Genomic DNA, 16,795 nt, shown 5'->3' with positions numbered 1-16,795 from the left:
AAATTAAGAGAATACTAACTTTGTCTAAAATTAAAAAAATGAATGATATTGAAACTAGAGAAGATATTCTTTTAATTATGCGAGAATTTTATGATAAACTTCTAAAAGATGACACAATTAGTTTTTACTTTACAAAAATTACTGATACTGATAAAAATTTAGAACATCATTTTGAAATTTTGGCTACTTTTTGGGAACAATCTTTATTTATGAAAGGTGGATATAGCAACAATATGTTTCAAATCCATAAAAATTTGAATGAAAAGCATGCTTTTAAAAAAGAACATTTTGATAATTGGCTAAATCATTTTTACAATACAATTGATGCTAATTTTGAAGGAAAATATGCAGAACAAATGAAAACAAATGCGTTAAGTATGGCAACAGTAATGCAAATTAAATTTACATAAAAACAGGGTTAATTATAAATATTCAATAATATATGTAGTGCATTTTTAACAATATGATAATAGTATGCATGCATAGTAAATTAATTAAAGTTTTGTAATATATAATTATTAAATTTACATATAAATTTCATTAAATTAACAGGATGAATATCAAAATAACAGGTTCAGGAAGTTATATCCCAACATTAAAAGTTACCAATCAAGATTTTGCAAATCATGAATTTTTAAATGAAGATGGTTCTACTTTTAACTATCCAAATGATGTAATAGCTCAAAAATTTACTGAAATCACAGGTATTATTGAAAGAAGATATGCAGAAGAAAACGAAAATACTTCTGACATTGCAACAATCGCTGCTCAAAAAGCCATTGAAGATGCAAATATCGATCCTGAAACTTTAGATTATATAATATTCGCTCATAATTTTGGAGATGTAAAAAAAGGAGCCATTCAAGGTGACATGCTACCAAGTTTAGCTTCAAAAGTTAAGTATAATTTACGCATAAAAAACCCAAGTTGTGTTGCTTATGATATGCTTTTTGGTTGTCCTGGTTGGGTAGAAAGTTTCATACAAGCACAAGCTTTTATTAAAGCTGGAATGGCTAAAAAATGTTTGGTCATTGGTGCTGAAACGTTATCAAGAGTTGTTGATCCACATGATAGAGATAGCATGATTTACTCTGATGGAGCTGGAGCCACAGTTATTGAAGCAACAGAAGAAGCAGGTGGTGTTTTATCTCATAAATCAGCTACTTATACTTATGATGAAGCTAATTATTTATTTTTTGGAAATTCTTACAATCAAGATAATGATCCAGATGTTCGCTATATAAAAATGTATGGCCGAAAAATATATGAATTTGCTTTATCTAATGTTCCAAAAGCGATGATGGAATGTCTTGAACAAGCCAATATCAACATTAAACAAGTTAAAAAAATATTAATTCACCAGGCTAATGAAAAAATGGACGAAGCTATAGTTCAACGTTTTTATAAGCTTTACAAAGAACCTTATCCAGAAGGAATTATGCCCATGAGCATTCATAAACTTGGAAATAGTAGTGTTGCTACAGTTCCAACACTTTATGATTTGATAATGAAAGGTGAAATAGAGAATCAATCTTTAAACAAAGGTGATATTATTCTTTTTGCTTCCGTTGGTGCTGGAATGAACATTAATGCTATTGCTTACCAAATGTAAAAAAATTATAAGATGCATTGTAAGTTGTAAGAAACAATTAAATTTGTAACTTAATTTACCTTTTACGATGTACGAAAAGACTTATCCAAGCAAAAGATTCAATATTACTTTAGATTTTCTAAAAAAACATATTTCAACTAATGAACCTATTTTAGATTTAGGTGTTCCAAATCCTTTTTCTAAAATTATGGATGAAAATGGTTATTCGGTAAAAAACACTAAAGGTGAAGATTTAGATAATGACCAAACTACATTACAAAGTGAAGATTATGCTGTTGTTACTGCTTTTGAAATTTTTGAACATTTATTAAATCCTTACACCATATTAGAAAACGTAAAATGTAATAAAATTTTGATTTCAATTCCAATGCGATTGTGGTTTTCATCTGCTTACAGAAGTAAAACAGATAAATGGGACAGACATTATCATGAATTTGAAGATTGGCAATTAGATTGGTTACTTGAAAAAACTGGTTTTAAAATTGTAGATAGTATCAAATTTACGCACCCAGTAAAAAAAATCGGATTTAGACCTTTGTTGAGATATTTTACAAATCGTTACTATTTAGTTTACGCAATAAAAAATCCCAAAAAATAAATCCCAAATTCCAAAATATTCCTTCAATTGGAATTTGGAGTTTTAAAAATTGGAATTTCATTTATGAACTATTACATTATCATTCCAGCTTATAACGAAGAACAATTTATTGAATTAACACTTCAATCTATTGTCAATCAAACTATTTTGCCTAAAAAAGTAGTTATAGTTGATGACAATTCTACAGATAAAACTTTTGAAATAGCTGAAAAATATGCTGAAAATGTTACATTTATTTCTGCTGTAAAAAATAATTCTGAAGCCATTCATTTACCAGGAAGCAAAGTCATCAAGGCTTTTAATAAAGGGTTATCGCAATTAGACGATGAATATGATGTTATTGTAAAACTAGATTCAGATTTAATTTTACCTCTAGATTACTTTGAAACTATTTTAAATCATTTTAAGTCTGACGATTCAATTGGAATGGTTGGTGGTTTTTGTTATATTGAAAAAAACAATGAATGGATTTTAGAAAGTTTAACTGATAAAGATCACATTCGTGGAGCATTGAAAGCTTATCGAAAAGAAACGTTTGAACAAATTGGTGGTTTAAAGCCAGCTATGGGTTGGGACACTGTTGACGAATTATTATGTAAATTTTACAATTGGAAAGTAGTTACCGATGAGTCTTTACATGTAAAACATCTAAAACCAACTGGAGCTAATTACAACAAAGCAGCTCGTTACAAACAAGGAGAAGCGTTTTATAGTTTGGGTTATGGTTTTTGGATTACAGCAATAGCATCTTTAAAACTAGCTTTACGAAAGAAAAAACCTTTACTTTTCATGGATTATATTAAAGGGTTTTGGAAAGCAAAATCAGATGGAAAACAATTATTTGTCACAAATGAACAAGCGAAGTTTATTAAACAATATCGTTGGAAAAAGATGAAGGAGAAGTTGTTTTAATTCTACTTAGATTTTGTTTCAAATGCAATCGCCAAAAAAATCATAAGACATAACTCAAAACTCATAACTTCTTAGTATTTTTGAGAATATTTTAAAATTATGATGTTAATCAGATACCTAACCCAAATAGGTCGTTATTTTATAATGCTGAAAGAAATTTTCAAGCAACCTACCAAATGGAAAGTCATGCGACAACTTATTTTTAAGGAAATTGATGACTTAATCATTGATTCTTTAGGAATTGTAGCTTTTATTTCTTTTTTCGTTGGAGGTGTTGTTGCGATTCAAACAGCTTTGAATTTGACAAATCCTTTAATTCCAAAACATTTAATTGGATTTGCTACTAGACAATCTGTAATTCTTGAATTTGCACCTACTTTTATTTCGATAATTATGGCTGGTAAAATGGGTTCATTCATTACTTCTAGTATTGGAACCATGCGTGTTACCGAACAAATTGATGCTTTAGAAGTTATGGGTGTTAATTCACTTAATTATTTGGTTTTCCCTAAACTTATTGCACTTTTACTATACCCATTTGTGATTGGAATAAGTATGTTTCTTGGTGTTCTCGGTGGTTGGATGGCTGGTGTTTATGGTGGCTTTACATCAAGTGCTGAATTTATTGAAGGTATTCAAACCGATTTTATTCCTTTTCATATTGCATATGCTTTTATTAAAACATGCGTTTTTGCTTTTATTTTAGCAACTATACCATCATTTCATGGTTATTATATGAAGGGTGGAGCACTTGAAGTAGGAAAAGCTAGTACTGTTGCCTTTGTTTGGACTTCAGTTGTGATTATTTTGATTAACTATGTATTAACTCAACTCCTTTTAAGCTCATGATAGAAGTTAAAAATTTAGAAAAAACTTTTGGTGACCAAAAAGTATTAAAAGGTATAACCACAACTTTTGAAGCTGGAAAAACCAATTTAATAATTGGTCAAAGTGGTTCTGGGAAAACGGTTTTCTTGAAGTCTTTATTGGGAATTCACACTCCTGAAACTGGAACGATTGCATTTAATGGAAGAATTTATTCTAACCTGACTAATGATGAAAAAAGAGAGTTAAGAACTGAAATAGGAATGGTTTTTCAAGGCAGTGCTTTGTTTGATAGTATGACTGTGGAAGAAAACATTGGTTTTCCGCTAACAATGTTTACTAAAAAGACAAAAGCAGAAATTAGCGAGCGTGTTAATTTTGTAATCAACCGAGTAAATTTAATTGATGCAAACGATAAAAAACCTTCTGAAATTTCCGGTGGAATGCAAAAACGTGTTGCCATTGCAAGAGCAATTGTAAATAACCCAAAATATCTTTTTTGTGATGAACCAAATTCAGGTTTAGATCCAAAAACAGCCATTGTTATTGATAATTTGATTAAAGAAATTACAGAAGAATATAATATTACAACTGTCATTAATACACATGACATGAACTCTGTAATGGAAATTGGTGAAAAAATTGTTTTCTTAAAAAACGGATTAGTAGCTTGGGAAGGTTCTAATAGAGAAATCTTTAAAACCGATAATGAAGCCGTTACCGATTTTGTTTATTCATCTGAATTATTCAAAAAAGTCAGAAAAATGTATATTGAAGAAGATCAAAATTAATAAGAAACGTAAACCCAACCTGTTTTACTTTCTCCTTCATTAAATTCTAAAACATAGTAATAGGTTGAAGCTGGCAAACGTTTATTATCATTGGTTTGACCTTTCCATTCGTTTATATAATTATCTTTATCATAAACTAATCGTCCGTATCTGTTATAAACGTAAATTTTCTTCACATTATAACCTGTTAAATCAAAAAAATCATTTATTCCATCATCATCTGGTGAAAATCCATTTGGAATAAAACAATTGGTGTTTTCAACTACTGCAGACGAACTTGACTTACAACCTAGAGCATCTGTGACCTCAACATTATAAGTTCCTATTTCTAAATTTGGAACAACAATGTTTTGCGTAAAAGCAACAAAACCATTTGGTCCTGTCCAAGAATATGTTGCATTTGAAAAGTTGCTTGAATTAATAATGTTTATTTCATAATTCTTACCATTACATCCTTGTTCTAAAACCACATCAAATGAGTTTATTTTTTCAATAATTTCAATATCTTTTTGGTTTTCACATCCATTATTATTAATAATTATACTGTAATTCCCAATTTGTGAAATCTGTAAAGTTGGAGTTGTAGTCGAAAGTAAACTATTTTCATAATACCATTCTATTGTGACTGAATTTACATTAAAATTTGTTGGAGTGATTGTCAATGTTTCATTTTGTCCAATACAAATTGAAGTTGTTCCATCAATAGAAAAATCTGGAATAGGATTACTGTTTACAACTATTTGTTCTGTTGCTGAATTACAACCATCTACGGTTGTGTAAACAAAATACGTTCCATCATTTGCACTATCAAAACTTGTAATCAATGGGTTTTGATCTGTTGATGTAAAACCATTTGGTCCTGTCCAAAAATAAGTTGCGTTAGCAATTAAACTAGCTTCAAGCAAAACATCATCACCCTCACAAATTGGACTTGGAGCTGATAAAACTGGAGAAGCTGGTAAGTCTTTTATCGTTATCGTAATTAAAGCATCATCAGTAACAGCACAAAATCCGTTAACAGTATATGTAAAAGCATGATTGCCAACGGTAAAATCAATTGGATTAATAATAGCACTTAAAGGGTCACCATTAGAATCAGTCCATGTTCCACCATTATCATGAGGGTTTGCCAAAAATGTATTTAAACTTAATTGCGTGTTTTCTCTACATATTGAAACGGCATTATCGTCTCCAGCATTTGGATTAAATCCATTTGGACTTATTATGTATTCTATAGTTTGATTAATACAACTATTTGGGTTTGTAGTTGACAGTTGAACTGCATAAGTTCCTGCATCAGTAGTACTGTTAAAAGGAGTAAATTCTAACGTACTTGAAGTACTTAATATCACTGTTGGGTTTTGAACATTATACCACTCATAAGTAACAAATGGAAAATCTTGAATTTCCAATTGACCATTGGTTCCGTTACAAAGATTGGAAGCTATAATTTCTGGTTCTTGAAGTAATGAAACGTCAAAATCAATATTAACCCAATTACCGCATAAATCTTCTACTCTAAAATTATAAATAGCTACATCTAAACCTGAAAAAGCATTAGATGTACCGTTATTTACAATAAATGATGCACCGTTTTTTTCTGTTATACTATAAAGTAAAGGCCCTAATCCTTCTGCAATTACAACAACTTCTTGAGTGTTATTTAAACATGGAAATGCATAAACCGTAATAATTTTTGGTTCATTTTTAAATTCAAATTCATCTAAAATAGAAATACATCTGTTTAAATTAGCAATTCCATTGGAATAGTTGTAATACATTTTCACAACTCTAAACTTACCGGTATAAGCTAAACTATTATTTGCATTATTAGTTAGTGGAACTGCATTAGCAACGGTTAAATTACTGCCCGGAACATAATCAAAACCAGTACTAGGATGCTCCCAAACACCGTCTATTTCATTATATTTCTGCAACCAAAATGAAACTAAATAATTAGCATTACTAGTATGTGTTAATTGTAATTCAAACAAACCACAATATTCAGTAATATCCATTGTTGTATTACCAGCATTTAGTCCTTCAATTGTTCTATCGTAAATCCTATCAAAACCACAATTATCAATAATTCTAAATTTGTAATCTCCTTCTGGTAATGAGTTCATATAAAAAGATCCATTACCTGCAATATTTGATGAAACATTATATGGCAATGCAAAACCAAATGTAAAAGGAGCATTTAAAATTTCAATAAAAGTGATACTTGAATTTGCAACACCAATAACTACTGAAGTCAAACCTATTTCGCACCCTACCCTATTAATTAAACTAATGGGACTTGCTGTTGGAACGATTGAAACAGTATGTGAATAAGTATCTCCACAAACGTCTGTCATATTAAAAGTATACGTTCCTATTGGTAAATTATCCATGAATAAAGCACCATTAGCATTAATAAACTGAGAAACATTTTCAGGTATTGAATTAGGATAATTTGTTGGAGCAGCAACTAAATTAATTGTACTTATCTCTATGTAAGGAACAAGCATTAGTGTTATACTACCAGTTCCTCCACAAGCTGGGTTTGTTACTGTCTCTTGAACAACAGAAGCTTGAGGTGGTATAATTTCAAAACTCTGCTGTGAAGTGTTTCCACATAAGTCTGTAATTTGCACTACATAAATTCCAATAGGTAATGAGTTATTTTGATTTCCAAAATTTAAACTATCATCTGTATATGGTCCAGGAAAATTTGAATTATAGTTAGCAGGATTAAAACCAACTGGTGCTGAAATGAAAATTATATTAAAAGGAGGCCCATAATTCAAAAGACTAAAATTTACGTAAGAACCATTGCAACCTGCCGGAGCAACTGTAGTCGTAACATCAAAAGGAGCTGCTAAAACATTGTCGTTTAGTTCGTATGTATTACCACAAGCATCAGTTACTAATAAATTATACGAATAGGAAGTATTATTTTCCATTGGAACAGTAACATTTATAATTGTTCCAGAGTTTATTACTTGATTGGTAATTATTGGTGAGCCAACTGTTGGTATAACTGTAGTCTGAACTGAAAGTGGAAAATAAAATTGATTATTTACATCTAAGGTAAGTTCATGCGAAATATCAAAAGAAGTACAACTAGATAATTGTGAAGATGTATTATTTAATGTTGGAGGAGAAATTTGAATAGGTGTGTAATTTAAAATATTATTATTTAAAATAAAATTATTTCCACAAGCATCAGTAATTAATATATTGTAAGGATAAGATTGATTGTTTTGAGCAGGAATAGTTAAATTAAAAACATTCCCGGATGTAATTGTTTGAGTTGTAACTATCGCTGGTCCTGTTGGAGGGTTTACGGTTGTTTGAACTGTTAAAGGATATGCTATTAGGGAATTTGCACTTGGGGCAATGTTGTGTGAAACATTTATTAAATTACAACTTAAAACTTGAACTAAAACAGGTGAAAAAATAATTAAGGAAGCTGTAGAAGTTAGTAATGTGAATGTTTGAACCTTTGCTTCACCACAATTATCAATTACTCGAATGTTATAAATTCCAGCTGGTAAACCCGAAAAAACGTTACTAGATTGAGCTCCAGTAGTTACAGGGCCTGTTAAAATTTGATAAGAAACAGCCGTTGAAGAAGCATTTACAGTTATTACTCCATCATTTCCACATAATACTTTTGTACCTGTAATTGTAAAAGTAAATGGAACAACATTATTATTTATGGTAGCATTTTGTGAAGCAGTCGTCTGAACTCCATTTACGGTTTGACTGGCTATAACTAAATAATTCCCCGAAACTAAACCTCCATGAGAATTTCCTGAAACTGTTGCTATCGGAGTTGTCGAATTTGGTAATAAATAAATACTATAAAAAATTGGCACATTGGGAACTTGATTAGTAACTGTAAAAGCTAACGAACCATTTCCTGTACAAGTTTCATTTGTTACTGTTACTTGCAAATCTAAAGCTACTGCATTTTGGTTAGAAAAAAACAAAACAAACAACAAGGTAAAAAGTATTTTTCTTCCCATAAAAAAGTATTTAGTTACATAAATTTGATAAACTTTTGATGCTTATAATTTTGATACAATTTTCTTGATATCTTGTTCTTTGCTCTTTGGGTAAATTAATAATACATCATCTTTATCAACAATGATATAGTCATCTAGCCCATCAATAACAATTATTTTTTTATTACTTGCTCTAATTATATTATTGGATGCATTTTCTAAAACAACAGTTGCGTTGACAACTGAATTTTTATTTTCATCTTTATCTAATTTTTCGTGCAGAGAACCCCAAGTTCCCAAATCATTCCAATCAAAAGTTGCTGGTAAAACAAAGACATTATTTGCTTTCTCTAATATTGCATAATCAATTGAAATATTTTCAGCTCCAGCATAATTATCATTAATAAAATCTCTTTCAGCTGTTGTATTTAATCTATCTAATCCATTTAAAAATAAAGTATTCATAACAGGCTGAAATTCAGAAAAAGCTTCTGTTATTGATTTAGCACTCCAAATAAAAATTCCACCATTCCATAGAAAATTTCCACTAGCTAAAAATGCTTTAGCCGTTTCATAATCAGGTTTTTCTCTAAATTGATTTACTTTTTTTATTGGGTTTGAATCAGTTTTATCAAATTCTATATATCCAAAACCTGTGTTTGGAAAAGTTGGTTGAATTCCTAATGTCATTAATGCATCTTCTGAACTACAAAATTCAAAACATTGTTTTAAGTTTCTTGCAAATTCATCTTCGTCTTCAATCCAATGATCACTAGGAGCCACAACCATAACTGCATCTGGATTATCTTTTTGAATTTTTAAGGAAGCATATAAAATACACGGTGCTGTATTTCTCATGGCTGGCTCTAATAAAACTTGTTCTTGTTTTACCATCGGCAATTGCTCTAGAACCAAATTATTATACTTTTCGTTAGTCAAAATCAAAATGTTTTCTGCAGGAATTAATTTTGATAATCTCGAAAATGTTTTTTGAATTAAAGTATCACCAGTTCCTAACATATCGTGAAACTGTTTTGGAAAATCAACTGTACTCACTGGCCAAAAACGAGAACCAACTCCTCCAGCCATCAATATTGCATAATAATTTTTATTCATTGTTTTTTTTGTAATTTATATTTACAAATTTAATTTCTAAATATACAAATTAATCTCAAATTCTATTAAATGTTTATTATCTTCTTTGAAATACACGTTACTTTAGATTAATTAATTTGGAATTATTTCTACTTCAGCATTTGCATTGAACAAATAGGTTTTTCCACTACTCATTTCTGTGCATTCATAACGTTTAACTCTCAATCCAATTTTTTGAAAAATTCTACCATTTTTTATTCTGAATAAACTTCCATTTGGAACTTCATGAATAAAATTAATTCCATCTTTTCTTTCGTCAAATTGTTTTAATGCAAAAGCTAATCTTGCATCTGTATCGCTACTTGCTGTTGGGTTTCTAAAATGATTTGCCACTAAAGACAAAACTGAATGAGGAAAAATTTCTGGTCGAATAAAAGGAACCATAAGTCTTTGAAACGTATGTTTCCACTCTACTCCATGAGGTTTTATGTTTCTTCCAAATTTTTGAAAAGCTACTAAATGAGCAATTTCATGAATTAAAGTTATTAGAAACCTATATTTATTTAAATTAGAGTTTACTGTTATCAAATGAAAACCTTCTACATCTTTTCTATAATCTCCATGACGCGTTTGTCTTTCATTTACAATTTTTAAATGCACATGATTGGCTTTGATGAGTTCAAAACAAGGTTCAACTGCGTGTGATGGCAAATATTTTTCTAAAACGTTACTCAAATTATGGAGTTGTGGATGAAACTTCTAAAACCTTTCCGTTGAAATATTTATTTCCTGTTAAAGCAAAATCGTGAATATAATTTGCCATTTCTGTTGCTGAAACTGGTGCCTCATAACCTGGAAAAGCTTCTTGCAACATTTCTGTATTTACTGAACCTAAAGCTAAAACATTGAAACTAATTCCTTGCTCTTTATATTCTTCTGCTAATAATTCTGACAAAGTAATAACTGCTCCTTTGCTTGAGCTGTAAGCTGCTAAACCAGCAAATTTCATACTTCCTTGAATTCCACCCATTGAGCTTATTGTTACAACGTGACTTCCTTTTTCAAGATATGGAATGCAAATTCGTGTTAAACTTGCCACAGCAAAAACATTTACTTTATAGATGTTTTCAAATTCTTGTGATGTGATTTGTTCGAATGGTTTAAGTAATAAAGCTCCAGCATTGTGAATTAAAACATCTACTTTTTTAAAGGTGTTTTTTATAAAATTTTCGACTTCATCAATAGCTGAATCTAAAGACAAATCAACAGACAAACAAGTGATATTTTTATGTTCGATTAAAGTTTTAGGAGTTTTTCTTGATAATGCTAAAACGTTGTGCCCTTCATTAGCGAATTGCAAAGCCATTTCGTAGCCAATTCCTCTTGAAGTTCCTGTGATTACTATATTTTTATTTGACATTTATCGTGATTTCTTTTGTGGGTTTATTCATCATTATTTCCAAAACTGGAATCATTGTATTAACCACATTTGTCATGTGTTTTGGATCCATTAATTCAAATTCATCATCTGGTTTGTGGTAAAAATCGAAATTTTCAAAATCAAAAGTAGAAACTGTTTGTGCTGGAACTTCAAATTCTGTAAAAAATGGATAATTATCAGAGGCTCTAAACAATTGATATTTGGTTTCCGCTGGAATGTATCCAATAACTTTCTCACCATTATATTCATTCATTTTTGAAGCCATATTTGTTCTTCCAAATCCTGTTAAATACAAAAGAAAGTCTTTGTCTTTCATTGGCACTCCAATCATTTCAAAATTAAACATGAAATACAAATCTAAATTTTCAGCTTTTAATTTCTTTGCCAAATGTTTTGAGCCTAACAACCCTTTTTCTTCAGCAGAGAAGAACACAAAAATCAAACTTCTTTTATTGGTTTTATTTTTTGCAAAGTATTTCATCACTTCTGTTACTGCTGTTGAGCCTGAAGCATTGTCATTTGCTCCATTTGCAATTTCGTCACCATGTACAGCAGCAATTTTTCCGATGTGATCGTAATGAGCTCCAATAATTACAAATTCATTTTTGAGTTTGGGATCATTTCCTTCAACATATCCAACTATATTATAAGCTGGTTTGTCAAAATTTGAAAGTGTATCTCTATAGGTTGTGAAATAAGGTTTGATGTCGTTTTCTTTCATCATGTTTTCTAAAAAAACACTAGCATTTTCAATTCCTTTACTTCCAGAATCTCTTCCTTCGTTGTCATCTGATGCTAAGAATTTCAATGTTTTTGCAACATTTTCTACTTTGGCAAAATCTGTTTTAGCAATTGAAGAGTTAGTTTCTGTAGTAACTTGATTCGTTGTAGGAAGTAACTTTGGAGAACCACAAGCTATTAGTAATAAAGATGCAAAAAAATATAATTTTCTCATGTTATGTAAGTTTTAGTAAAAATAAAAAAAGTCCCGATAAAAATCGAGACTTTAGTACTTTATTAATAAAGAAAATTAAGCTAACATAGTAACTGGGTTTTCCATAAATGCTTTAAAAGTTTGTAAAAACTGTGCTCCTGTTGCACCATCTACTGTTCTATGATCACAAGCAAGAGTAACTGTCATCGTATTTCCTACAACGATTTGTCCGTTTTTAATTACTGGTTTTTCAACAATAGCTCCAACGGATAAAATGGCAGAATTTGGTTGATTAATGATAGAAGTAAAAGATTGAATTCCGAACATTCCTAAATTAGAAATTGTAAATGTACTTCCTTCCATTTCGTTAGGTTGAATCTTTTTAACTTTAGATCTTCCTGCCATATCTCTTACGTTTGCACCAATTTGCGTTAAGCTCATTTGGTCTGTAAATTTCAATACTGGAACTACCAATCCATCTTCAACAGCAACTGCAACACCAATATTCACATGATGATTGATAATCATTGCATCATCTTTCCATTGCGAATTTACTTGAGGATGTTTTTTCAATGCCATTGCAGATGCCTTGATAACCATATCATTAAATGACACTTTAGTATCTGGCAATCCATTGATCATATTTCTTGAAGCAATAGCATTATCCATATCCAACTCAATAGTTAAATAATAATGAGGAGCCGTAAATTTAGATTCAGCTAAACGTTTTGCTATTACTTTTCGCATTTGCGAATTTTTGATTTCTTCTTGATAAACTTCTCCAGCTGGAACAAATGGTTTAACGTCACTAAAAGTTGCGGTTGCTTGAGCTACTGGTTCAGCTGATTTTGCAGAAGGTGTAAAGTTTTCTACATCAAATTTCACAATTCTTCCGTTTTCACCAGAACCGTTAACTTGATTTAAATCAATCCCTTTTTCTTCTGCAATTTTTTTGGCTAATGGTGAAGCAAAAATTCTTCCACCATCGTTATTTGTTGAAGCAGTTTCCGAAACAGTATTTTTAGTTTCAGTAGTTTCTTTTGTTTCAGACTTTTCGGTTTTTTCAGTTGCTGAATCATTTGAAAAATTTTCTGCAATTCCAGAAACATCTGTTCCTGCAGGTCCAATGATTGCTAAAACACTATCTACTGGTGCAGTTTCACCTTCTTGAATTCCAACATATAATAATGTTCCTTCATTGAAAGACTCAAACTCCATTGTGGCTTTATCAGTCTCAATTTCAGCTAAAATATCACCTTCACTAACTTTATCACCAACTTTTTTCAACCAAGTTGCTACTGTTCCTGTAGTCATAGTGTCACTTAAACGAGGCATTGTAATTACTTTCACTCCTTTTGGAAGTTCTGCAGACTTTGGTTTTGATTCAGAAGTTGATTTCTCTTCTTTTTTATCTTCAGATTTTGAGCTTTCTTCCTTCATTTCATTTGAAGCACCACCAGCAATTAATTCAGAAATATCTTCCCCTTCTTTACCAATAATTGCTAATAATGAATCTACCGTAGCTGTTTCACCTGCTTGAATTCCAATATGCAAAAGAGTACCTGCATTAAATGATTCAAATTCCATTGTAGCTTTATCTGTTTCGATTTCTGCTAAAATATCTCCTTCACTAATTTTATCCCCAACTTTTTTTAACCAAGTTGCTACAGTTCCTTCAGTCATTGTATCGCTTAAGCGAGGCATTGTTACTACTGTTGCCATATCTTATAATTTATGAGGTATAAATGGATAATTTTCTTGTTCATACACTACGTCATACAATTGTTGAACTTCTGGGAAATCAGATTCTTCAGCAAATGTTGCGCATTCTTCTACTAAATCTTTAACTCTTGCATCAATAGCTTCAATTTCAGCTTCAGTTGCATAGTTATTTTCTTTTATGATATCCAAAACTTGCGTTATTGGGTCGATTTTTTTGTATTCTTCTACTTCGTCTTTTGTTCTGTATAATTGTGCATCAGACATGGAATGACCTCTATATCTGTATGTTTTCATTTCTAAAAAAGTTGGTCCATCACCACGACGAGCTCTTTCCATTGCTTCATGCATAGCTTCAGCAACCTTAACTGGATTCATTGCATCAACTGGTCCACATGGCATTTCGTATCCTAAACCTAATTTCCAAATATCTGTATGGTTTGCTGTTCTTTCTACTGAAGTTCCCATTGCATATCCATTATTTTCACAAATGAATACAACTGGTAACTTCCAAGTCATTGCCATATTAAAAGCCTCATGCAAAGATCCTTGACGAGCAGCACCGTCACCAAAATAGGTTAAGGTAACTCCACCTGTTTCAAAATATTTATCCGCAAAAGCCATTCCTGCTCCCACTGGTATTTGAGCACCTACAATTCCATGTCCTCCATAAAAACCATGTTCTTTAGAGAAAATGTGCATTGAACCACCCATTCCTTTTGAAGTACCAGTAACTTTACCTAATAATTCAGCCATTACTTTTCTTGGATCAACACCCATCCCAATAGGTTGAACGTGATTACGGTAAGCTGTAATCATTTTGTCTTTTCCACCTAATTCCATTACATGTAATGCTCCAGCTAAAACAGCTTCTTGACCATTATATAAATGTAAAAATCCTCTAACTTTTTGTTGAATATAAAGAGCAGCTAATTTGTCTTCGAATTTTCTCCAAAACTGCATATCTTCGTACCACTTCAGGTACACTTCTTTTGTAATTGGCTTCATTGTTTGTTATTATTTGATGAAATTTACTTCATAATTAGCAAAAATACTATTTCCTAGCTTATTGAAAAAATTAAATTTCATGATTTTTATGTTTTTTACTGACAATTCATTAAAAACAATTAACGAAATCGTTATAGGTGGTTTTTATCGAACATTAAGGGTAATAAATTTTGCAAAGAGTCTGATTTATAAACTTCTCCTTTTGCACCCATAAAATAAATTTCAATTAGTGAATCTTGTTTAAATTCGTATTCAGCTATAGATTGTCTGCATGCTCCACAAGGTGGGATTGGAATATCAGAATCTCTATCCTTTGGAGAAGCCGTAATACATAATTTTAAAATTTTTGCATTTGGAAATTTAGAACCTGTATAAAAAATCGCAACTCTCTCTGCACATAAACCTGAAGGATAAGCTGCATTTTCTTGGTTTGTACCGGTTATAATTTCCCCATTATCCAATTCTAAAGCCACACCCACTAAAAAATTAGAATAAGGAGCATAAGCCGTTTTTCTAATTTCAATGGCTTTTTCCATTAATTTTTTTGTGTCAAATTCTAATTCTTCGACAGAATCATAGACCTTAAAAGATGTACTTACATTTAATTCTCTCATATTTATTTCTTATAAAGGGAAAAAAAATCCAAATTCTAAAAAAATAGAATTTGGATTTTTTTGTTTTTATTATTTATCGATTAATATTCATCATATTCATCCCCAAAGTTAAACGTTAAAGAAAAACGCAATGTGTTTTCTAATGGGTTTTTCACTTTTGAAGCAGAGAATAAATATGATAAATCTACTTTTACTATTTGGTATTTGAAACCAGCTCCAAGGGTTAAATATTTTCTAGCACCTTTCTCATCGCTTTCATTAAAATATCCTGTACGAATAGAAAATGAATCTTGGTAACTATATTCTGCTCCTAAAGCCCAAGTAAATTCTTTCAATTCTTCTGAAAAACCATCTGGAGCATCATTAAAAGATTTAAAAACACCTGAAACCCAACCAATTTCTCTGTAATCACTATATAATTGAGAAGAATCTTGACTATCAATAAGTCCATCTTCATTTACATCTGTAATTTCTGGTGGCGTTGGAACTAATAACTTTGTAACTTCTCCGGTTAATGCTACTTTATTGTATTCATCAAATATAAAGTCAAAACCTGCACCTAAACGTAAATTTGAAGGAATGAAATTTGTATTTGTCACATCATTATCATACTTGATTTTTGGTCCTAAATTTTGCAAATTAAAACCAGCTCTCCAACGACCATTGAAATCACTGTAAGCTTCTTCTTCAGATTGATAATAACCTGCTACATCAAAAGCAAATGTTGAAGCCGCTGAAGCATCTGTAGTTCCATCAGGAATTTTCAGGTTTGAGCGAATAAATCTACCTGCAATTGCCATAGAAAACCTTTCACTTAATTTTAGAGAATACGAACCATCAATAGCTAATTCATTTGGTGAAACTGTTCTTGGTACATCTTCAAAAGATTGTCTTAATTCAATATCTCCTAATCCAAAATATCTTAAACTTCCTGCAAAAGCACTACGTTCATTAATTCTATTAAAATAAGTGACTTGACCTAATGAAATATCATTAGCTATATCTGTTAAATAAGGAGTATAACTCAAAGAAAAACCTTGTTCTTTTAAAGAGAAAGCATATTTAGCAGGATTGTATTGTTGTGAATAAGCATCCGCAGAAGTAGCAACTCCCATATCAGCCATACCTGCAGAACGAGCGTCAGCTGCAATTAATAAAAACGGAACTCCTGTTGTAATAACTCTATTTTTGTCTTGAGCTTGAGTTTTAAAAGTTGTGATTATTAAAATTATTAAAGCAATTTTTTTCATTTTT

Annotated in this window: 15 protein-coding genes; 6 read left to right on the top strand and 9 right to left on the bottom strand. The window is 30.7% G+C overall.

Going from position 1 to position 16,795, the window contains the following annotated elements:
- The first annotated feature begins 38 nt into the window (after positions 1 to 38).
- The 6 genes from AABJ49_RS09890 (at position 39) to AABJ49_RS09865 (ending at position 4,738) form a co-directional block, all read left to right on the top strand.
- Positions 39 to 410 (top strand): group III truncated hemoglobin, encoded by a 372-nt coding sequence (locus tag AABJ49_RS09890; RefSeq protein WP_338378114.1) that lies wholly within the window; start codon positions 39 to 41, stop codon positions 408 to 410.
- Between the two features lie 143 nt (positions 411 to 553).
- Positions 554 to 1,612 carry a ketoacyl-ACP synthase III gene (locus AABJ49_RS09885; RefSeq protein WP_338378113.1) on the top strand — a complete coding sequence of 353 codons (1,059 nt, stop codon included), beginning with the start codon at positions 554 to 556 and terminating at the stop codon, positions 1,610 to 1,612.
- A gap of 67 nt (positions 1,613 to 1,679) precedes the next feature.
- A complete protein-coding gene (locus AABJ49_RS09880; RefSeq protein ID WP_338378112.1) occupies positions 1,680 to 2,210 on the top strand; it encodes a methyltransferase in 531 nt (176 codons plus the stop codon).
- Positions 2,211 to 2,273: 63 nt separating this feature from the next.
- On the top strand, positions 2,274 to 3,122 hold the full coding sequence (locus AABJ49_RS09875) for a glycosyltransferase family A protein (protein WP_338378111.1): 849 nt from the start codon (positions 2,274 to 2,276) through the stop codon (positions 3,120 to 3,122).
- Between the two features lie 102 nt (positions 3,123 to 3,224).
- Positions 3,225 to 3,971 (top strand): ABC transporter permease, encoded by a 747-nt coding sequence (locus AABJ49_RS09870; protein WP_338378194.1) that lies wholly within the window; start codon positions 3,225 to 3,227, stop codon positions 3,969 to 3,971.
- Positions 3,968 to 4,738 (top strand): ATP-binding cassette domain-containing protein, encoded by a 771-nt coding sequence (locus AABJ49_RS09865; RefSeq protein ID WP_338378110.1) that lies wholly within the window; start codon positions 3,968 to 3,970, stop codon positions 4,736 to 4,738. The genes AABJ49_RS09870 and AABJ49_RS09865 overlap by 4 nt, the downstream gene beginning before the upstream one ends.
- Here AABJ49_RS09865 and AABJ49_RS09860 read toward each other — a convergent pair.
- From AABJ49_RS09860 to porV, 9 genes are all read right to left on the bottom strand, one after another.
- Positions 4,735 to 8,751 carry a gliding motility-associated C-terminal domain-containing protein gene (locus AABJ49_RS09860; protein ID WP_338378109.1) on the bottom strand — a complete coding sequence of 1,339 codons (4,017 nt, stop codon included), beginning with the start codon at positions 8,749 to 8,751 and terminating at the stop codon, positions 4,735 to 4,737. The two genes, AABJ49_RS09865 and AABJ49_RS09860, sit on opposite strands and share 4 nt — an antisense overlap.
- Before the next feature lie 42 nt (positions 8,752 to 8,793).
- Positions 8,794 to 9,846: a mannose-1-phosphate guanylyltransferase gene (locus tag AABJ49_RS09855; protein WP_338378108.1), complete on the bottom strand. Its 1,053-nt coding sequence runs from the start codon at positions 9,844 to 9,846 to the stop codon at positions 8,794 to 8,796.
- 111 nt (positions 9,847 to 9,957) lie between these two features.
- Positions 9,958 to 10,560 (bottom strand): SprT-like domain-containing protein, encoded by a 603-nt coding sequence (locus AABJ49_RS09850; protein ID WP_338378107.1) that lies wholly within the window; start codon positions 10,558 to 10,560, stop codon positions 9,958 to 9,960.
- Between the two features lies 1 nt (position 10,561).
- Positions 10,562 to 11,245, bottom strand: coding sequence for an SDR family oxidoreductase (locus AABJ49_RS09845; protein WP_338378106.1), 684 nt, complete (start codon positions 11,243 to 11,245; stop codon positions 10,562 to 10,564).
- Complete coding sequence (locus AABJ49_RS09840) at positions 11,235 to 12,221, bottom strand: M20/M25/M40 family metallo-hydrolase (protein ID WP_338378105.1); 987 nt, start codon at positions 12,219 to 12,221, stop codon at positions 11,235 to 11,237. The genes AABJ49_RS09845 and AABJ49_RS09840 overlap by 11 nt, the downstream gene beginning before the upstream one ends.
- Positions 12,222 to 12,296: 75 nt before the next feature.
- On the bottom strand, positions 12,297 to 13,922 hold the full coding sequence (locus tag AABJ49_RS09835) for a pyruvate dehydrogenase complex dihydrolipoamide acetyltransferase (protein ID WP_338378104.1): 1,626 nt from the start codon (positions 13,920 to 13,922) through the stop codon (positions 12,297 to 12,299).
- A 3-nt stretch (positions 13,923 to 13,925) separates the two neighbouring features.
- The gene (pdhA, locus tag AABJ49_RS09830; protein ID WP_338378103.1) at positions 13,926 to 14,927 is read right to left on the bottom strand and encodes a pyruvate dehydrogenase (acetyl-transferring) E1 component subunit alpha; all 1,002 of its coding nucleotides are present in this window, start codon (positions 14,925 to 14,927) and stop codon (positions 13,926 to 13,928) included.
- A gap of 131 nt (positions 14,928 to 15,058) precedes the next feature.
- Positions 15,059 to 15,541: a cytidine deaminase gene (gene cdd, locus AABJ49_RS09825; RefSeq protein WP_338378102.1), complete on the bottom strand. Its 483-nt coding sequence runs from the start codon at positions 15,539 to 15,541 to the stop codon at positions 15,059 to 15,061.
- 80 nt (positions 15,542 to 15,621) lie between these two features.
- On the bottom strand, positions 15,622 to 16,791 hold the full coding sequence (gene porV / locus AABJ49_RS09820) for a type IX secretion system outer membrane channel protein PorV (protein ID WP_338378101.1): 1,170 nt from the start codon (positions 16,789 to 16,791) through the stop codon (positions 15,622 to 15,624).
- Positions 16,792 to 16,795: the final 4 nt, after the last annotated feature.

The sequence above is a fragment of the uncultured Flavobacterium sp. genome, assembly GCF_963922255.1.
GTDB lineage: Bacteria > Bacteroidota > Bacteroidia > Flavobacteriales > Flavobacteriaceae > Flavobacterium.
Note: the sequence above shows the minus strand (reverse complement) of the source record. Positions and strands in the feature narration are given on the sequence as shown.